This is a genomic window from uncultured Maribacter sp., from assembly GCF_947500985.1.
In the GTDB taxonomy this organism is placed as follows: Bacteria; Bacteroidota; Bacteroidia; order Flavobacteriales; family Flavobacteriaceae; genus Maribacter.
Genome location: NZ_CANMTX010000001.1, coordinates 645,326 through 665,030 on the forward strand (window position 1 = coordinate 645,326; position 19,705 = coordinate 665,030).

Annotated in this window: 20 protein-coding genes and 1 riboswitch; of the genes, 9 read left to right on the plus strand and 11 right to left on the minus strand. The window is 34.5% G+C overall.

Features of this window, described 5'->3' with window-relative positions; translation table 11 throughout:
* The first annotated feature begins 75 nt into the window (after nt 1-75).
* The 3 genes from Q0871_RS02980 (at nt 76) to Q0871_RS02990 (ending at nt 4,490) form a co-directional block, all read left to right on the plus strand.
* Complete coding sequence (locus Q0871_RS02980) at nt 76-1,902, plus strand: DEAD/DEAH box helicase (RefSeq protein WP_299317692.1); 1,827 nt, start codon at nt 76-78, stop codon at nt 1,900-1,902.
* A 74-nt stretch (nt 1,903-1,976) separates the two neighbouring features.
* A complete protein-coding gene (locus Q0871_RS02985; RefSeq protein WP_299317695.1) occupies nt 1,977-2,747 on the plus strand; it encodes a carboxypeptidase-like regulatory domain-containing protein in 771 nt (256 codons plus the stop codon).
* A 51-nt stretch (nt 2,748-2,798) separates the two neighbouring features.
* A complete protein-coding gene (locus tag Q0871_RS02990; RefSeq protein ID WP_299317697.1) occupies nt 2,799-4,490 on the plus strand; it encodes an alpha-amylase family glycosyl hydrolase in 1,692 nt (563 codons plus the stop codon).
* An 8-nt stretch (nt 4,491-4,498) separates the two neighbouring features.
* Here Q0871_RS02990 and Q0871_RS02995 read toward each other — a convergent pair whose 3' ends face one another.
* Genes Q0871_RS02995 through Q0871_RS03005 form a run of 3 tightly spaced genes read right to left on the minus strand, consistent with a single transcriptional unit; the run spans nt 4,499 to nt 6,092 of the window.
* Nucleotides 4,499-4,864, minus strand: coding sequence for a VOC family protein (locus Q0871_RS02995; protein WP_299317698.1), 366 nt, complete (start codon nt 4,862-4,864; stop codon nt 4,499-4,501).
* A 2-nt stretch (nt 4,865-4,866) separates the two neighbouring features.
* Nucleotides 4,867-5,394, minus strand: coding sequence for an SRPBCC family protein (locus Q0871_RS03000; protein WP_299317702.1), 528 nt, complete (start codon nt 5,392-5,394; stop codon nt 4,867-4,869).
* A 41-nt stretch (nt 5,395-5,435) separates the two neighbouring features.
* Complete coding sequence (locus tag Q0871_RS03005) at nt 5,436-6,092, minus strand: RNA methyltransferase (RefSeq protein WP_299317704.1); 657 nt, start codon at nt 6,090-6,092, stop codon at nt 5,436-5,438.
* A gap of 48 nt (nt 6,093-6,140) precedes the next feature.
* On the opposite strand from Q0871_RS03005, the gene Q0871_RS03010 reads away from it, so the two are divergent.
* On the plus strand, nt 6,141-6,827 hold the full coding sequence (locus Q0871_RS03010; protein WP_299317706.1) for an NAD-dependent deacylase: 687 nt from the start codon (nt 6,141-6,143) through the stop codon (nt 6,825-6,827).
* Here Q0871_RS03010 and Q0871_RS03015 read toward each other — a convergent pair.
* Nucleotides 6,796-7,269, minus strand: a complete 474-nt coding sequence (locus Q0871_RS03015; RefSeq protein WP_299317708.1) for a heme-binding domain-containing protein — start codon at nt 7,267-7,269, stop codon at nt 6,796-6,798. The two genes, Q0871_RS03010 and Q0871_RS03015, sit on opposite strands and share 32 nt — an antisense overlap.
* Nucleotides 7,270-7,303: 34 nt before the next feature.
* Here Q0871_RS03015 and Q0871_RS03020 point away from each other — a divergent pair, with 34 nt between their 5' ends.
* From Q0871_RS03020 to Q0871_RS03030, 3 genes are all read left to right on the plus strand, one after another.
* The gene (locus tag Q0871_RS03020; RefSeq protein WP_299317711.1) at nt 7,304-7,891 is read left to right on the plus strand and encodes an adenylosuccinate lyase; all 588 of its coding nucleotides are present in this window, start codon (nt 7,304-7,306) and stop codon (nt 7,889-7,891) included.
* A 103-nt stretch (nt 7,892-7,994) separates the two neighbouring features.
* Nucleotides 7,995-9,338 (plus strand): adenylosuccinate lyase, encoded by a 1,344-nt coding sequence (gene purB / locus Q0871_RS03025; RefSeq protein WP_299317713.1) that lies wholly within the window; start codon nt 7,995-7,997, stop codon nt 9,336-9,338.
* Nucleotides 9,339-9,464: 126 nt separating this feature from the next.
* Nucleotides 9,465-10,346, plus strand: coding sequence for a mechanosensitive ion channel family protein (locus tag Q0871_RS03030; protein ID WP_299317714.1), 882 nt, complete (start codon nt 9,465-9,467; stop codon nt 10,344-10,346).
* A 108-nt stretch (nt 10,347-10,454) separates the two neighbouring features.
* Here the strand turns inward: Q0871_RS03030 and Q0871_RS03035 are convergent, their stop codons facing one another.
* The 6 genes from Q0871_RS03035 to Q0871_RS03060 all read right to left on the minus strand — a co-directional run bounded on the left by Q0871_RS03035 (nt 10,455) and on the right by Q0871_RS03060 (nt 14,174).
* On the minus strand, nt 10,455-11,264 hold the full coding sequence (locus tag Q0871_RS03035; protein WP_299317716.1) for a mechanosensitive ion channel domain-containing protein: 810 nt from the start codon (nt 11,262-11,264) through the stop codon (nt 10,455-10,457).
* Nucleotides 11,265-11,426: 162 nt separating this feature from the next.
* Complete coding sequence (locus Q0871_RS03040) at nt 11,427-11,966, minus strand: DUF4252 domain-containing protein (protein WP_299317718.1); 540 nt, start codon at nt 11,964-11,966, stop codon at nt 11,427-11,429.
* Nucleotides 11,967-12,029: 63 nt separating this feature from the next.
* Nucleotides 12,030-12,572, minus strand: coding sequence for a DUF4252 domain-containing protein (locus Q0871_RS03045; RefSeq protein ID WP_299317720.1), 543 nt, complete (start codon nt 12,570-12,572; stop codon nt 12,030-12,032).
* A gap of 112 nt (nt 12,573-12,684) precedes the next feature.
* Complete coding sequence (locus Q0871_RS03050) at nt 12,685-13,239, minus strand: DUF4252 domain-containing protein (protein WP_299317722.1); 555 nt, start codon at nt 13,237-13,239, stop codon at nt 12,685-12,687.
* A gap of 1 nt (nt 13,240) precedes the next feature.
* The gene (locus Q0871_RS03055; RefSeq protein WP_299317724.1) at nt 13,241-13,678 is read right to left on the minus strand and encodes a hypothetical protein; all 438 of its coding nucleotides are present in this window, start codon (nt 13,676-13,678) and stop codon (nt 13,241-13,243) included.
* Nucleotides 13,665-14,174 (minus strand): sigma-70 family RNA polymerase sigma factor, encoded by a 510-nt coding sequence (locus Q0871_RS03060; protein WP_299317725.1) that lies wholly within the window; start codon nt 14,172-14,174, stop codon nt 13,665-13,667. Before Q0871_RS03060 ends, Q0871_RS03055 begins: the two co-directional genes overlap by 14 nt.
* A 221-nt stretch (nt 14,175-14,395) precedes the next feature.
* Between Q0871_RS03060 and Q0871_RS03065 the strand changes: the two genes are divergently transcribed.
* Entirely contained in the window at nt 14,396-15,913 is a 1,518-nt protein-coding gene (locus tag Q0871_RS03065; RefSeq protein ID WP_299317727.1) for a S41 family peptidase, read from the plus strand.
* A 27-nt stretch (nt 15,914-15,940) separates the two neighbouring features.
* Nucleotides 15,941-17,410: a S41 family peptidase gene (locus Q0871_RS03070; RefSeq protein WP_299317728.1), complete on the plus strand. Its 1,470-nt coding sequence runs from the start codon at nt 15,941-15,943 to the stop codon at nt 17,408-17,410.
* Between the two features lie 56 nt (nt 17,411-17,466).
* On the opposite strand, the gene Q0871_RS03075 is transcribed toward Q0871_RS03070, so the two are convergent.
* Entirely contained in the window at nt 17,467-19,338 is a 1,872-nt protein-coding gene (locus Q0871_RS03075; RefSeq protein WP_299317730.1) for a TonB-dependent siderophore receptor, read from the minus strand.
* Between the two features lie 70 nt (nt 19,339-19,408).
* Nucleotides 19,409-19,667: riboswitch (cobalamin riboswitch) on the minus strand.
* Nucleotides 19,668-19,705 lie beyond the last annotated feature (38 nt).

The window sequence follows — 19,705 nt, forward strand, 5'->3', positions numbered from 1 at the left end:
GCCCTGAGTCTAAATAGGTTATATACGATAATCGCTCTATGCAACATTCATATTTGCGATTTAGTATACATATTTATGACAAAGTTTGAAGCACTGGGACTGCAGAAGTCCTTATTAGATGCTATTACTGATATGGGTTTTGAAACCCCTTCAGAAGTACAAGAAAAAGCAATTCCAATTTTACTGGAAAGTGAAACCGATCTAGTTGCCCTAGCGCAAACAGGTACAGGTAAAACTGCCGCATTCGGTTTTCCATTAATTCAAAAAATTGATAGTAACAGTAGAACCACACAAGGTTTAATATTATCACCAACTCGTGAGCTATGCTTACAGATCACGAAAGAAATGCAAGCGTATTCAAAATACGAACGTAATATCAATGTAGTCGCTATATATGGTGGTGCAAGTATTACAGACCAAGCAAGACAAATTAAACGTGGTGCACAAATTATTGTTGCTACCCCTGGTCGAATGAAAGATATGATTAGCAGACGTCTTGTAGATATCTCTAGCATAGACTATTGTATTCTTGATGAAGCTGATGAAATGCTGAACATGGGCTTCATGGAAGACATCAAAGATATTCTTTCTGGTACGCCCGATGAAAAATCTACATGGTTGTTCTCTGCAACTATGCCTAGAGAAGTAGCTACTATTGCTAAAAAATTCATGCATTCTCCACAAGAAATTACAGTAGGTGCAAAAAACTCTGGAGCATCAACCGTACAACATGAATATTATGTTGTTGGTGGAAGAGATCGTTACCCAGCTTTAAAAAGATTAGCTGATACAAACCCAGATATATTTGCAGTTATTTTCTGTAGAACAAAACGTGATACACAAAAGGTTGCCGAAAATTTAATTGAAGACGGTTATAACGCAGGAGCATTACATGGAGATTTAAGTCAGAACCAAAGAGATTTGGTGATGAACTCTTTTCGTAAAAGACAAATTCAAATGCTTGTAGCAACTGATGTTGCTGCACGTGGTATTGATGTTGATGACATTACACATGTTATCAATTACCAATTACCAGATGAAATCGAAACCTATACACACCGTAGTGGTAGAACAGGTAGAGCTGGTAAATCAGGTATATCTATGGTTCTTGTTACTCGTGGCGAACAACGTAAGATTAGAGCTATAGAGAACAAAATCAATCAAAAGTTTGAATTGAAAAAAGTTCCTTCGGGAATGGAAATTTGTGGTATTCAATTACACCACTTAGCAAATAAAATAAAGGATACTGAAACTAATTCTGATGTTGACCCTTATTTACCTGAAATCAATGAGATTTTAGAAGGTATCGATCGTGAAGAATTAATAAAGAAATTAATATCTGCCGAATTTACAAGGTTTTCTAACTACTATAATAAATCTAAAGATTTAAATTCTTCTGACAGCGGTAGAGATAGAGAAAGAAGTGATGTTCGAAGAGGTGGCGAAATACCAACTAGTGGTGCTGTTCGTTATTTTATAAACGTTGGTGAAAAAGATGGTTATGATTGGATGTCTCTTAAAGACTTTATTAGAGATACAGTAGGACTTGGACAAGAAGATGTCTTTAAAGTTGATGTAAAGGAAAGTTTTTCATTTTTTAATACAGAAAGTGAATCTACCCAACAAATTCTTGAAAAATTCACTGAATTTAAAGTTGATGGAAGATTTGTTAATGTAGAAGTTTCTAAAAACCCCGGCGGTGGCGGTGGCGGAAATCGCAGAAGCGGTGGCGGAGGCTTCAGAGGAAAAAGAAGCGGTGGCAGAAGAGATGATGACCGTGGCGGAAGAGGTAGAAAAGATGGTGGCGGCGAGTCTAAAGGAAGAAGACGAGACCGCAGCGAATCTAGCAGTCCTAACTCGGGAAAAAGACGTAGCACCAAAAGAAAGGGAGATTTCTTTTAGTTAATTGTATATTAAAAATACGCTTCGGCGTATTTTTTTTGTTTTGTTTGCAACTTAATTATGCTGTCAGTACAATGAAATATTTTTTATCGCTTATATTTATTTTTCTTTCATTAATAGGTTTCTCGCAAGAAACAGAAGAAGGTCAACGCCTTAATGCCGTTGTCATAAACGCCCAATCTGATGAACCTCTTGAGAGCGTACACGTTGTTAACTTGAACCAGGTTTTTGGAACAATTACCAACGAAAAGGGTGAGTTTTCAATTACCGCAGCAGTAAATGACACCTTATATTTTTCCTTTCTAGGTTTTAAATCACAAAAAATTAGAGTAACCAATGATATGTTCAAATTTGAAAATACAGAAATAGCACTAACAGAGCTTGCTTATGCTCTAGAAGAAGTTATTGTTAGACCTTATCAGCTAACTGGGTACTTAGAAATCGACGTAAAAAACCTTCCAATCAACAATGCTTACCAATACAGCATATCAGGCTTAGGCGTTAGCTATGAAGGCGGTAATAAAAATCCTAGCGCTGTTACAAAAGTATTGGGTGCCATTCTAAACCCAGCAGATTTGTTGCGTAACCTCTTTGGTAAAAAACCTGCGCAAATGCGTAAGCTTAGACAAATGAGAGAAGATGATGATATTCGTAACCTACTCGCTTCTAAATTTGATAGAGAAACACTTACAGAATTTCTTCAATTAGAAAAAGTTGATATTCAAGATATTCTAAATAACTGCAATTACTCCAAATCTTTTATCACTACAGCCAATGACCTTCAGATACTTGATGCTATTAGTAGCTGTTATGAAGAGTATAAAGTTTTAAATAGAAAGAAATAATATTTTTTAAAGTGAAATCCTTGTTATAGTTTTATTGCAAATAACAGGGAAATGAAAAACGTATTCTTACTAGGGCTATTATTTATAGCATTGATTTCTTGCCAACCTAAGAGCAAAGAAAAATCAGAAACTATTGCTGTAGTTAAAGATTCAGTTGAAGCCCCTAAAAAGAATCCCAATTTTCAATGGGAAGCTGCTACCGTTTATTTTCTTCTAACCGACCGATTTAAAAACGGAAATACAGCTAACGATCTAAATTTTGAGCGTGACGAAGAAACCGGAGAACTCAGAGGCTTTTTAGGCGGAGACATTCAAGGTATTACAGAGAAAATTAAAGACGGATATTTCACAGATCTTGGTGTAAACGCTATTTGGTTTACCCCCGTTGTTGAACAAATTCATGGCGCTACTGATGAAGGCACAGGTAATACATATGGTTATCATGGTTATTGGGCAAAAGACTGGACAGCTCTTGATCCTAATTTCGGAACCGATAAAGACTTAGATACACTAATAAAAACTGCCCATGAAAATGGTATTCGAATTTTATTGGATGTTGTTTTAAATCATACTGGTCCTGTAACCGAAAAAGACCCTGTGTGGCCTGAAGAGTGGGTACGCACCTCTCCTACTTGCGATTTTACTACATACGAGAACACTACTGCTTGCACATTAGTTGCGAATCTTCCTGATATTTTAACCGAATCTGATGCCACCGTAAATTTACCAGATGCCCTTCTTGCAAAGTGGAAATTCGAAGGTAGACTTAGTCAAGAATTAGATGAGTTAGAAATATTTTTTGACCGCACCGGCTACCCTAGAGCACCTCGCTTTTATATAATTAAATGGCTAACCGACTACGTTAATAAGTATGGTGTTGACGGATTTAGAGTTGACACTGTTAAACATGCCAATGAAAATTCTTGGGCTGAATTATACAAAGAGGCATCTATTGCTTTTGAACTTTGGAAAAAGAAGAATAGCGACAAGATATTAGACAACAACCCTTTCTACATGGTTGGCGAAGTTTATAATTACGGAATTTCTGGCGGACAAGAATTTGACCTTGGCGATAAAAAAGTAAACTATTTCGATAACGGATTTAAAAGCTTAATCAATTTTGAATTAAAGACTGATGCCAAAAAGGATTATGAAACTATTTTTACCAAGTACAGCAAACTATTACATACTACTTTTAAAGATAAGAGTGTTTTAAATTACCTTACTTCTCATGACGACGGTCAACCTTTCGATCAAGAAAGAACCGACCCCAAAAGAGCTGCAAATGTATTATTGCTTACTCCTGGAGCTTCTCAAATCTATTATGGTGATGAAACTGCTCGTAGTCTAGTAATAGAAGGCACGCAAGGTGACGCCACATTGCGCTCGTTTATGAATTGGAATGAGTTGGACAGTTTACCACAAACAAAAGAAACCTTAAGCTATTGGCAGAAATTAGGAACCTTTAGAAATGACCATCCTTCAATAGGCGCTGGTATTCACAAAAGAATTTCGAAAGCCCCATATGTTTTTAGCAGACACTTCACTAAAGAGGATTATGTGGATAAAGTAGTTATCGCTTTAGATGCACCGAAAGGAAAAAAATCTATTTCAGTAAAAGGTATTTTTGGTGATGGGACAAAACTATACGATCGCTTTTCTGAAACTGAAGTAACGGTTGACAAAAACAAAGTTATGTTAGATAATGATTTTGACGTTGTCTTGTTAGAGCTTAGCAATTAAGATTTATATTAGGCATTAGAATGAACCGAAATTCTATTGCCTTCAGTATCTTTTAAAAGCCCCATGAATCCGTGTCCTTCGCCTATTTCGGTTTTAGGCTGCAATACTTGTCCGCCTGCTTTTTCAACCTTTCCCAAAACCGTAGCAGCATCTTCGCATGTAAAATAAACCAGGACGCCGGCTGTAGCACTAGGCACGTAATGCTCGTGCTGCACCAAAGCACCGTTCGCCTGACCAATACTTTGTTTATCTGGAAACAAACCCATTATAAATTCCCCGAAATTATTAACCGTAATGGAGACATCTAAAATAGAATTGTAAAACTTTTGTGCTCGCTCCATATTTGCTACGGGAATTTCAAACCATGCTATCATAACTATTTATTTAAATTAGTTTTTAGATTCTCCAGTCCCGCTTCAAAATCCTTCCCTACCATTTTATCCATTGACATGAACAACATCATTATACTCATTGGGAACTTGTTCTTTCCGGTAAAACCCCATGTAACTTTACTTTTATTTACTTCATGTTCTTCAAGAGTCATAAAACAATCCGATTGAGACTTATAGGGCTTTAAAAAGCGTAAATCTTGTTCAATACGCTCACCTTCTATAATTCTCGTTATCTCTTGTTCCCCTTCACCTACATCCTTATTACCGTTCCAGTGGCTAGTAGCACCTACCTCACCATCAACTCCAGTAAAACTAAGCTTCATATTTGGGTCTTTTTTAGCCCATGGCGACCATTCTTGCTGTTTCTTTAAAAACTTTAAATGACTCCATACTTGTTCCGGCGGATGTTCTAATTCTATACTTCTAGAAACTTGATAACTTTTGGGAGCTATTAATGCCAGTAAAATAATCAATACTACAATTATTCCGAGAATTATTAATACGGTATACATCTTTTAGTTAATTAGTTGTTGATGAACAAGTTAAACAAAAATTAATTATCAGACTTATATCTTTCTAAAATGTCGTCAATACTCTTAATAGACTTTTTTGTCCAATCTAGCCGTCTTTCCAACATTTCTTCTTCTGTTAGTCTCCATGCAGCATCTGAAGCTTTTAATTGCGAGGTTAAATGTTGTAGAATAATAGCAGCAGAAACAGAAATATTAAGACTCTCAGTAAAACCTACCATCGGTATTTTTAAATAGGCATCCGCATTTTCTAGCACATAATCGCTTAACCCACTTTTTTCTGTGCCAAAAAACAATGCTGTTTTACCATCTAACTTAAAATCTTGTAATAATGAACTATCTGCATGCGGACTAGTAGCTACAATTTTATATCCTTTTTCTCGCAACGAATCAATTACTTGTTTTGAATTTTGATACCGTTTAATATCTACCCATTTCTGAGCTCCCATGGCAATTTCCTCATCTAAATGTTGACCGTTTCTATCCTCTATTAAATGCGCAGTCTGTACACCAAAAGATTCGCAGCTTCTTACAACTGCACTGGTATTGTGCATTTGAAATACATCTTCTACCGCAACGGTCAAGTAATTTGTTCGTTCAGCTAAAATATCAACAAAACGCTGTTTTCTATTTTCTGAAATAAATTCTTCTAAATAACCTAAAAGCTTCAAATCAATCATGCCCCCAAGATAAGAAAAGTATATTTTTATACATATTATCAAAAGCTCATGAAAAACATTGTTGTATTAACGGGTGCTGGAATTTCTGCTGAAAGCGGATTAAAAACGTTTAGAGATGCTGATGGCCTATGGGAAGGTCATGATGTTATGGAAGTTGCCACACCTGAAGGATTTCAAAACAATCCGGAATTGGTATTGGAATTTTACAATCAAAGAAGAAGGCAATTGCTAACCGTTGAACCCAATGCTGCACACCAGGCATTGGTTGATCTTGAAAAACACTTCAATGTTCATATTATCACGCAAAATGTAGATGATTTACATGAACGTGCCGGCAGTTCACAAGTACTACATCTGCATGGCGAATTATTAAAATCAAGAAGTAGTAATTCTACAAATGAAATATTTGATTGTAAGCAGGATATTTTATTAGGTGATACTTGTAAAAATGGATATCAAATGAGACCGCACATTGTTTGGTTCGGCGAGGCTGTACCATTATTAGAAGAAGCGATAGCTATTACCGAAGAAGCTGATTATTTAATCATAATTGGCACATCTATGCAAGTATACCCGGCTGCAAGCTTAATAGATTTTGTGAATTTTTCTACGCCAATATATTTTATCGACCCAAAGCCTGCTATAACAAATTCTCAAAAAAAAAATTTGACTATTATTACCAAAACTGCAGTAACCGGAACTCCTACTTTGGTTGCTTCCCTAATTGATAAATAATTCGAGTCTGCCTTACCCACTCTACCAATTTATTAACTTCATTGGCTGTAAGCTCTGTGTCTTTATGAAATAAGGTGTATTGAGATAATGGCATGTTTCCATTAACCACTTCTTCTTCTATCTCTTCTAGCAAATGATCTTTTTTATCTAAAGAATAATTTTCCCATTCAGAAAAATTTAAATGCTCTTTACCCTCCTTCACGTGATCTGCCAGTAAAAATGAAATTGGGGCAATATTATTATACCACGGGTACTCTGTATTGTTGCTATGACAATCATAACAAGAAGTTTCAAATAAACTCTTAAGTTCAAGCGAAGGATTAGTCTGCTTTATAAAAGCTTCTGTATGGTTACCTGCAGCTATATTTTTTGTAGGACTGAAAAACTGCATGGCCACAAACACAACTACAACACCTAGGCTAATTTTTTTTAGTAATTTCATATTTGGGGGAAATGAAAATTAAAGATACAATTTTATGACTAAGGAAGAACTTTATGAAGCATTGAATTATGTAAGTGCTTCAAGAGAAAATCGTACTAAAATGGCATCTAAAATTGAAGGTAATCTTCATTTAATTCCTATTCTTATTGAAATAATTAAAGGAGATGCAGATCCTATATCATGCAAGGCTGGCTGGGTTTTAGAAAGCATTTCGAAAATTAATCTATCCCCTATAATAACGAACATCGATGTATTTACCGAATCGTTAAAACATATTTCACTAGAATCGTCTGTTCGTCCGGCTTCAAAAATTTGTCAGTTATTAGTAATAAACGAATTTTCAAAAAAGAAAGAAAAGCCAAAACAAAATTTAACTACAAATCATTTAAATATCATTACCGAAGCTGCTTTTGATTGGTTGATTGGTGATTATAAAGTTGCCCCAAAAGCATATTCCATGACCACACTTCTACTCATAGGAAGAAGAATAAAGTGGATCCATCCAGAATTGCAACAAATACTAAAACAAAACTACGAGAGCGGCAGTGCTGCATATAAGGCAAGAGCAAGAATGACCTTAAAAGTTCTAGAAAAAAGCAGCGCATTTAAGAACCTTCTATAATTGTTCATTAAATCAATGTATTTGACCATAACTTAAAGTACTAATGGTTTTAAACTTTGATACGATTAGGTATATTTGCCCCTTATTAATTTAACCATTCATTATGTCTCTTAATGCACTAAATGCCATTTCACCAATTGACGGTCGTTATAGCTCTAAAACCAAATCTTTATCTGCTTACTTTTCTGAAGAAGCACTAATAAAATATAGAGTTAGAGTAGAAATTGAGTACTTTATTGCACTTTGTGAAATTCCTTTACCACAACTTTCTTCTTTTGATACGTCAAAATTTGATACCCTTAGAAAAATTTACCTTGATTTTTCTACTGAAGATGCCGAAGAAATAAAAGAGATAGAGAGAACTACCAATCATGACGTTAAGGCGGTTGAGTACTTTATTAAAAAGGCTTTCGATGCTTTAAATTTATCAGAATTTAAAGAGTTTATTCATTTCGGATTAACTTCTCAAGATATCAACAATACTGCGATTCCGCTTTCAATTAAAGAGGCAATGAACGAAGTATATGTACCTCAATATTTTGAGTTACTTGAAAAGTTAGATGTATTAACTTTAGAATGGTCAGATATACCTATGTTGGCAAGAACACACGGTCAACCCGCTTCACCTACTCGCCTAGGAAAGGAAATTATGGTTTTCGTAGTTCGTTTAAAAGAGCAGTTTAATTTATTGAACGATATACCAAGTGCTGCAAAATTTGGTGGAGCTACCGGTAATTTCAATGCTCATTTAGTGGCTTACCCTTCGATAGATTGGAAAGCTTTTGGTCAAGAATTCGTGCAAGAGAAATTAGGACTTCAACATTCATTCCCTACTACTCAAATAGAACATTACGACCATTTGGCTGCTTTGTTTGATGGCCTTAAGCGAATCAACACTATTATTTTAGACCTAGACCGCGATTTCTGGACATATGTGTCTATGGATTATTTCAAACAAAAAATCAAAGCAGGTGAAGTTGGCTCATCAGCTATGCCACATAAAGTTAACCCTATAGATTTTGAAAACTCTGAAGGTAACCTTGGTATTGCAAATGCCATTTTTGAGCACTTGTCGGCTAAGCTCCCAGTTTCTAGACTGCAAAGAGATTTAACCGACAGTACAGTTCTTAGAAATGTTGGCGTGCCATTTGCTCATACGATTATTGCACTTCAATCTACTTTAAAAGGATTGAACAAACTACTTTTAAACAAAGTGAAGTTTGAGCAAGATTTAGAGAATAACTGGGCTGTTGTTGCAGAAGCTATTCAAACTATATTAAGACGTGAAAGCTACCCTAACCCTTACGAAGCGTTAAAAGGACTTACACGTACCAACGAGAAAATCAACAAAGATTCTATTGCAAATTTCATAGATACCTTAGAAGTATCTGACGAAATTAAAAAAGAACTGAAACAAATTTCACCTAGTAATTATACAGGTATTTAGGACTGTTTTAATGCATTAAAACTTTTCTTTAGTTCATATACTTCATATCGCCCGTTTAGGGCGATATGCATTTTAGATTGTGGCTCACATCATATATATTTCGGGTGAACACAAAACTAAAATTGTATGCAAGCAAATTTCTCAGTTGAAAAATCAGTAAGTAATTTATGGGATAAATTAGACGGTTGGCTAGAATCAATCATCTTGAAATTACCAAATTTAGCCATGGCAGTTTTGGTAATGTTCTTATTTTATTTTCTAGCAAGAGGAATACGTAAATTACTTAAACGAACCATTCTTAGAAAAATATCACAAGTCTCTATTCAAGAAATAATCGCCAAAGTTGTATTTGTGGTTATTATTTTAATTGGCTTTTTTATATCCCTAGGTGTTTTAGACCTTGACAAGGTATTAACAAGTATATTGGCAGGTGCAGGTGTTGTTGGTCTTGCAGTAGGTTTGGCATTACAAGGAACACTTAGCAATACCTTTGGCGGTCTTATACTTTCTTTTATGCCACAGCTTAAAATCAATGATTTTATTAATGCAGATGGCGTGTCAGGTTTTGTTACCGAGATAAGTCTACGAAACATCATTCTTAAACAGCCAGATAATAATGTAGTGGTTAGACCTAATTCTAAATTTATAGATGGATCTTTTACTAATTACTCCATGAACAAAAGAAATAGAATTTTTGTAAACTGTGGTGTGGGTTATGAAAGTGACTTACAGATGGTGGAAGACTTGACCGTGAAAATTATTACAGATAATTTTAAGCAGAATGATGACGAAAACGTAGAATTCTTTTTTACGGAGTTTGGCGATAGCTCTATCAACTTTATGGTCCGTTTTTGGGCAGACTGTGTTAATGTGAAACAAGAACATGTCGCAAGACATAAAGCAATTAAGATTATTAAGAATTATTTTGATGATCGCGATATCAATATTCCGTTTCCAATTAGAACATTGGACTTTGGGAAAAACAATCTACAAATTGCAAAAGAGTAAAATACTTTAAGGAAAGCCTCAGAGTATTATAATTTCAATTATCGAATAAAATTAAAAAAGCCCGTTGAGCAAGTTCAACGGGCTTTTACTAACTAACTAGACTAAATATTATTTACTAATATTAACTTCGTGTGGGTAAGGAATTTCAATACCTGCACTATCCAATGCATTCTTAGTTCCTTCAATTGTTGCAAAGTATACATCCCAGTAATCTTCTGGCTTACAGAAAGGACGTACAGCTAGGTTTACAGAGCTATCTGCCAATTCAGATACATTAACTGATGGAGCAGGATCTTGTAATACTTGTGGATTTGCCTTCAACATAGCCAATAAAACATCTTTAGTTTTTTGCAAATCAGAACCGTAATCTACACCAACTGTAGTATCAACTCTAATTTTACCTTCTGCAGTATAGTTTACAATGTTACCATTTGCCATTGCACCATTAGGAACAATTGCTAACTTATTTTCTGGTGTTACCAATTTAGTTGTAAAAATCTCGATTTCTTTTACATTACCAAGAACACCTTGTGCTTCTATTAAATCTCCAATTTTATAAGGTTTGAATATGATAAGTAACACACCACCTGCAAAATTTGAAAGAGACCCTTGTAATGCAAGGCCAATAGCTAAACCTGCCGCCGCTATAACTGCCGCAAAACTTGTAGTTTCAACACCTAAGGTTGAAATAACCGTAATGATTAAAAATATAGTTAGTGCCCATTTTACTAAGCTCAATAAAAATTTTTGAAGCGATTCATCATATTGTTGTTTGGTCATCCCTTTTCTAGTGACACCGATCAACTTTTTTATAACCCAAGAACCGATTATATATATTAAGATGGCCATCAGAACCTTTGGTCCATATTCCATTGCCATTCCTATTCCTTTGTCAATCCATACTTGTGCGTTTTCCATTTTAAAATGTTTGTTTAGGTTGTTTGTATATAACTCTCACTTATTATGACACCAATTTTCTCGATTGGTCACATTAATAAGGAGGTAAACTTCAATTTTATGATACAAAAAACCCGTTACAATAATGTAACGGGCTGTATTTAAATTAAATAGATAATAAACTTAACCTTTTATTAAATCTCCAAGTTGTTCCAATCCTTTACCTTCAAAATCCGATTTTTCTACTGCCTTAACTAATTGCATTAAACTCGCCGGGTTCATATCATCTCCTAAAATCCTAACTAAAACCAAACCTTTTTCATCGTTGTCGCCATATAAAACAAGTTCGTCGATGATATCATCATCGCCCTTTAATTGTATGGTAGCTTTTCCAAAAGGAGTATTCATTTTTATTAGCTCACTAAAATCATCACTTTTAAGTATTGATTTTATTGCATTTTTTTGAACTAAATAATCTTCCTCGTTTTCTGGTTTTTTCTGAAATGCTAAAATGTTCAACTTCTTTAAAGATGAAGCTGCCTCTTTCTCTGATTCACTCAAATTTGCCTTTTCTAAATCTAAAAGACTAGAAGGCAAATCAAAAGACATAAAATTGGGGTTCTCTGCACTAGAAATATAATACTCTTGTAAACTCTGTTCTGACGAGCATGATGATATGGTAAAACCTAGTACCAACATCACCATTAAATATACTTTTTTCATACTATTCTTTTTAAATTACAAAAAAGATCCCCCTGTTAAATGGAAGACCTTTTTTAAAATATTTTATTTACCCGATGCTTTATTTAAATCTTTAGGCAAATCCATTTTATTAGTCAATGTACCTATTTTATTTAAGTCTATATCACCTGTAAGGCTAACTAAAACCGTTTCTAGTTTTCGACCATTATGCCCAACTTCTACATTTTCCAAACCACTAACGAACATTAATAATTCTGATACGTGATCTTTCTTTTTACCGTCTTTCACGTAAAACTTAACATTTACATCTTGATCTTTTACACGCATTAACTCTTCTAGCTTCGAAGACTTAAGATATTTCTTCACGGTTGAAGCCATATCTGAAGAAACCGAAGCGTCTTCTGTCATGAACACCTTTACATTTCTTAGTCCGCTTGCTATATCCATAAATTCCTTCGCCTCTGCGTCGTCGCTCATGCCGCCTAGTTTAGAAACGAGGTCGATCATACCTTTGTTTACAATTACAGATCCTACTTTATCCATATTTTCATATTTATCAAATACGGATTGTGAAAAACCTAATACGGGTAAAATTGCCATTAAAAATACTACTGCTACTTTTTTCATGATTGTTGTTTTAGTGCCGCTACCCTATTTAGGTTTTGGCGATTGATGAATTGATGAATAATTATTTTCGAAAAAGTGCTAAAATTAAAGAGTCAACACTTTTGAATACTATTTAGTTTCCCTTCTTAGCTGCTTTACCTAATTGATCACCACCTGGTAAATCCATTTTATCGGTCAATTTCGAAACTGATCGTAAATTAATATCTCCGGTCAAAGACAAAAGAACAGTTTCTAACTTTTTACCATTGAAGTCTATATCCATATCTTTCATACCGGTTACAAACATTAATAGTTCTTTTACATGGTCGCTATCTTTACCCTCTTTTACGTAAAATTTCACATTAGAGCTACCATCACGCACCCTCATTAGTTCTTCAAAAGAAGAGCTGTTAAGTCTGTTTGTTACCCACCTATCTACATCTTTAGAAATTGCTGCGTCTTCAGTGGTAATCACCTTAAAACTGGTAATAGAATTAACCAACTCAAAAAACTCTTTTGCTTCGGGATCATCTGAACTTACGCTCATTTTACCTAGCATTTGAAACATTTTAGGCTGCATGGCAACAAAAGTTACCTTATCGTTATCTTCATACTTCTCAAAAATATCTTGAGCGTTGATTATTACGGGGGCTAACACCAAAAGCGTTAATACAAGTATCTTTTTCATTTTAATTATTTTTCGTTAAAAATTTATTTGTTGTTTTCTCAAATTCATCTAAATAATACAATTGCTCTGTACCTTTATTAAAATTCATTGCTAGTAAGGCCAAAGCCTCTTTTGCAGATTCTATTTCCTCTGGTGTATACTCATCTGCTAAAGTAACGGGAGGTGGTGTAGGCTGATAAAAATAAAGCCCGACCATAAAGACTGCTATCGCAGCAACGGATACCCATTTTAAATAATTTCTTCTAGGTTTTAATGGCACCTGCTTTGTAAAGCGTTCTTCTTTTGCTTTTGTAAAGTAATTGAACAAAGGTGCATGCTGCTCTAAATGAGGGGCAACTTCATCTTCTGAAAAATACTTTCTCAGCTTTTCTTCTTCGGCAACCGTAGTGGTCGCTTCAAAATACTTTTCTATTAATTTTTCTATGTTATGCAATTCCATAATTATGCTTTTCCATTAATTTTTCCCTTACGGTTTTTCGCGCTCTGGACAAAGCAACTCGTATGGCTGTAGGTTTCATATCCAATAATTTCTCTATTTCTTCATATTCATATTGTTCTACATCTCGCAATTGTAATACCATCTTTTGTTGTTCGGGTAATTCTGCCATAATGCGTTCTACCCAACTAATACTATCTTTTGCTTCTAATTCACTTTGTAATGATGAACTAGCATCTGTATAATTAGTATGTACCAATTTCAAGTTACCAGCCTGTTTAGATTTTAACCTATCTAAACAAAAATTTTTGGTCATTGTCATAGCAAAAGCTTCTACATTATTATAGCTTTCCATTTTATTCTTCTTGGACCATAACTTAATTAAAATCTCTTGTGTTGCATCTTCAGCTTCTTCTGTAGACACCAATAATCTCTTGGCCATACGGAATAACTTATCCCTAAAGGGTAATACAATATTTAAAAACTCCGTTTGTTTCATTTTGGTTTGGCTGTTCGTAAACTTTCTTATTGGTTTACAAAAAGAAGACGATGCATAACGATTTTTGTTACAATTAATTTTTATTTTAATGTGTTGTAAGTAAATTTAACATCCTTATACTAATTATATACGTACTTACTTAGAATGTATATTTTCAGTGTACTAATGAGCATAATAATACTTGAATGTTCAAAAACATAAATTATAATTTAAAAAAAGTTATGAAAAAATTTTTCTTGTCCCTCCTTTGCTTAGGATTTGTTATTACCTCTTGTAATAATGATGACGATACTGTTATTGAAGAAGAAGTAGTTGAAACACCCGAAGAAGAAGTACCTGTCGTAGTAGATATTGAAGTCCAAAACTTTTTTTGGCAAACACTTAATCTTTATTATTTCTGGCAAGGTGATGTGCCAGATTTAGCAGATGATCGTTTTGATACACAAACTGCCTATGAAGAATATTTAACTGAAAACTCTGAGCCTATAGACTTTTTAGAAAACAAATTATTATTTTCTGAAGATCGATTCACTTTTTACAACGAAGATTATACCCAACTTGTAAATAGTTCTGCCGGTGTTTCTAAAAGTAATGGTCTACAATTTGGTCTAGGTCGTATTACAGGTACTGACGATTTATTTGGCTTTGTGGAATATATTGTTAAAAACTCTAATGCATCTGGTCAAGATATAAAAAGAGGCGACCTGTTTATTGGTGTTGACGGACAAACGTTAACCGTAGATAATTATATTGATTTACTATTTGGTGATAATGACACTTATGCCCTGAATATGGCCGAAATTGTAGAGGGCGGTATTAGTGCCAGTGACAGAAAAGTTACATTGACAAAATCTGAAGGCTTGGTTGAAGACCCAATTCACGTAAGTAATGTGATTACTTCAGGCGATAGAAAGATTGGGTATTTAATGTATAATCAATTTGTGTCTGGTTCTGAGGATGCTATGAATGCAGTATTTGCAGATTTTATTGCGCAAGGCGTTAATGACTTGGTATTAGATTTAAGATATAACCCAGGCGGTAGAGGTTCTACAGCTGCTGTTCTTTCCAGTTTGATAAAAGGTACAAATACATCAGACTTACTTTACAAAACTGTTTATAATGCAAAATTACAAGCAGAGTTCGGTAGTTCTACAGAAAATTATTTTGTTAACACAACTGGAGCTTTTGACGGAAATTCTGATGCACCTTTAAACACCTTAAACCTTAGCACTGTTTATATCATTGCTACAGAAAGTTCTGCTTCTGCCAGTGAGTTAGTAATGGTTGGTTTGGCTCCTTATATGAACGTTGTTCATATCGGTGGTACTACTGTTGGTAAAAATCAAGGCTCGGTTTTATTTGTGGATGATCCAGAAGGCGGTAATGTTTATGATGCTGAGAGAGTTGAAAATATCAACCCAAATGTACAATGGGGATTACAGCCTATTATTAGTCAAGTTGAAAATAGCGCAGGATTTACTGATTATGTAGATGGTTTAGTGCCTGATATTGAACTTTCTGAAGATGTTACCAACCTAGGTGTACTGGGTAATGCTGATGAACCTTTATTTGCTAGAGCTATTCAAGAAATTACAGGTGTCAGCGGCAAAAGAAATTTTGACGTACTTATGCCTGCAAACGTAGTTTCTAGTTCTAAGCTGTATAATCCAAGAAATACGGTACTGTTATTAAACAATAGTATTCCTGTTTCTAAAATTCCTGTTGCTGAAAAGAAATAAATCTAAAACATCTCAGTTTCCCTATTTATGAAGAAGATATTAATATTATTAGTTGCAGTAATCGCATTCTCATGTTCTAAAGATGATGATTTATCTTTACCGAATACGGTTGATCCAGATGGCTCTGCAGATGTCGAAGTCCAGGACTTTATGTGGAAAGCCATGAATTTTTGGTATTTCTGGCAGGCAAATGTAGATGATTTAGCAGACGACCGTTTTGAAAGCACCGAAGAAGGCAGTGCTGAATATACTACGTTTCTTGACTCTGAAGATGACCCTGCTGCATTTTTTGAAAATAAATTACAGTACATAGAAGATCGTTTTAGTTTTTATAATGAGGATTATAGAGAGCTTACAAATTCGCTTGCTGGTATTTCAAAAAGCAACGGATTGGAATTCGGACTCGTACGTTTTCAAGACAGCGAAGATATTTTTGGATTCGTTCGTTACATTGTGCCTAACTCAAATGCGTCAACAGTAGAAATTCAACGTGGTGATCTTTTTACCGGTGTTGATGGGCAAACATTAACCACATCTAACTATATCGATTTGCTTTTTGGTGAGAACGATACCTACATCTTGAATATGGCAGATTTTGACAATGGAAATATAACGCCGAATGATGTTGAAGTTCCACTTACCAAGCAAGAAGGTCTTGCTGAAAACCCGGTATTTATATCTAAGTCTTTTACAATTGCAGGTGAAAATATTGGGTACATCATGTATAACCAGTTTACAAATGAATATGATGATGATTTATATTCAGCGGTTGAAGATCTGAAAGCTGCAGGAATAACAAATCTTGTAATGGACTTACGTTACAACCCTGGTGGATCTGTAAATACTACTCGCTTATTGGCTAGCATGATTTATAGTACCAATACGTCTGATTTATTTTTAAGAAAAAGATATAACGATAAACTTCAAGAGCAATTTAATGATAGCCAATTAGAAATTAATTTTGCAGATAACGTGAATGGCAATAGTATCAATTCTTTAGAATTGACAAAAGTATATGTGTTAACTTCTTCTAGTTCTGCCTCTGCAAGTGAATTATTGATTAACAGCCTAGAACCGTATATGGATGTAATTCAAATTGGTGATGTTACTAGAGGAAAAAATGAATTCTCCACAACGCTAGTTGATGATCGCGATAATTCTTATTTATATACTCCATCAAGGGTAAACAATATTAATCCAGATAATCAATGGGCTATTCAACCCTTAATAGGTAGAAACGAAAATGCCGATGGTTTTTTCGACTTTACAAGCGGTCTACAGCCAGATTATGAATTACTGGAGGATTATAGCAACCTTGGTATTTTAGGTGAAGAAAATGAGCCATTACTAGCAAAAGCAATAGAATTGATAACAGGCGCTACAGGTAAACGCGATTTCACTGTTAAATACCCTATCAATATTATAAGCAGCTCTAAAGAAAATAGTTTGATGAACGATAAAATGGTAGATGATACTGTTTATGATTTGGATTTCTAAAACACACCTAATCATAAAAGAAAAAAAGGACAGCCAATTGGCTGTCCTTTTTTTGATTATAAACTTAACTTAAAACCAAGTCGAACATTTCTACCCTTCGTAGTAAATGAAACTATCTCGGTATATTCTTCGTTTAAAATATTATCCACAGCTAAGAACGCTGATAAATTTGTACAAAACTGATGCCTCAATTGTAAATTAGCCAAACTAAAACTATCTAAAGTCACGTTTGAAAAAGTAGCAAAATCGGTATCGGTTCTATCTGATACATATTGATAAGATAGCCCTACAAAGGTTTTCTCTTTTATAACGTAACCAATAGTTGCATTGATTTTACTTTTAGGCACTCTCAATGCCAATTCTTCTTTAGAATTGGTATAGGTGTAATTAGCATCAAACGTTAGTCCTTTAGCTAGTTCTGAATTTAAACCTACTTCTACTCCATTAAAATGTGCTGTTTCAGCAGCGTTTCTATATTGACTTTCAAATGTAACTGGATCAATAGTTTCAAATACTATTCTGTCATCTTCAGTTCTATTAAAATACACTGCATTGATTGTAAAGGCATCTGAAATTTTATATTCCAAACCTCCTTCTAAAGTAGAATCTTCTTCTGGATCTAAATCAGGATTCGCCCCAAACGGACCATATAACTGCGATAAATTAGGTGAAATGTATGAAGTTGCATAACTACCCATAAACTTTAAATATCCGTCGTTAATACTAATTCTGTATGACGGATTTATATTATAAATGAAATTAGAACCATAGTCACTATGGTTGTTTAATCGTACACCAGCATTTACATTAATACCCTGCTCACCAACATACACCGCATTTAAATAAGGATCAATCGTATTAGAGTTGTATTCCTCAGAGAATAGGGTTTTGTTGTCTATATAGTTCACACCAACTATAGTATGAATATTATCTGAAAACGTGTACTTATTAAAAACATCTAATACATAAGATTGTGAATCGAAAGTTGCCGGAAAGCTAGATTCAAACGATCTCGTAATCTGATTAAATGCTGTATTCACATTAATACTTCCGCTTTCATACCCATATTTAGAACTTAACCCAAATCTAGATTGTTCACTTGTAAAATAGTAATCTGCATCTTCAATCGGGAAACCATTATCGAAATCGCTATTTAATTTGTTATAGAATGCCGATGCATTTACCACAAAGCGATCAGAAAATTGATATCCTAATTTTAGATTACCGTCGATCCTAGAAACTACATCTAATTCTGTACCTATTGCAGCCGATAATCCATCTGTAAATTGATGCCCTCCTGAGCCTAAAACAGATAATTTTCCATGCTTAGCCGTTAGGTTCACTGTATTCGAAATATCAGAAATATTATAATTCTGATCGCCTTCCGTTTGGTTGGTTCCAAAACTTGAAATAACATCAAGTGCAAGGCCTTCTTTCTTGGCTTTCTTCGTTGTAATATTTATTACTGCCGTTGCTGCTGAATTTCCATAAAGTGTACTCGCAGCACCTTTTAAAATTTCGATACTTTCAATTTGTGCCGTATTCAACAATCTTAAATCATACTCTGCGCTTGTACCCGATGGATCCGATACTTGAATACCATCGATAACAACCAAAACTTGACGATTATTACCACCTCTAACAAAAGTAGAAAGGTTCTGACCGGCATAACTTCTGGTACCGTTAATTTCAATTCCGCTTTTCGTGTTGATAATTTCAGCAACCGAACGTCCCTGATTCTGCTCCAATTCTTTTTGAGAAATAGTAATTACGGCCTTACCCGAATTTTCACGCTTTAATTCAAAACGCGAATCACTAACTACAACCTCATCTAATTGTAACGTTTTGGTAGAATCTTGTTCTTGCTGTGCTCCTACTTTAGCACATAGTAATACAGTGACCGCTGGCCACAATAAATAATTTTTCATTCGTTTAAATTCATAAACGGGAGCGTAGTATGTCTGTACCCATACGCAAACTTTTATCCCGAAAGTTTAACAATATTTGTTTGAATAAGGCAGGTCTCCTGACTTGTTTAATACTATTCTGCCTTCCCATGATTTCTGAACCGGTTCAGATTTCAAAGTGGCTTTGAAGTAAACAGCACCTTCTTAAAAAGAAGTATCAAACAAAATCTATTCGCCAATAGATAGGTTTGAAATAAACTTACAGTTGCGGGAACAGCTCTAGATTTTCACTAGATTCCCTTTTAATTTCATCACCAAAAGCAATGAAAACCAAAATTCACGGCGAAAGTAAACATTTAGTTTAATCTTTCTCGCTAAACTTTTATAA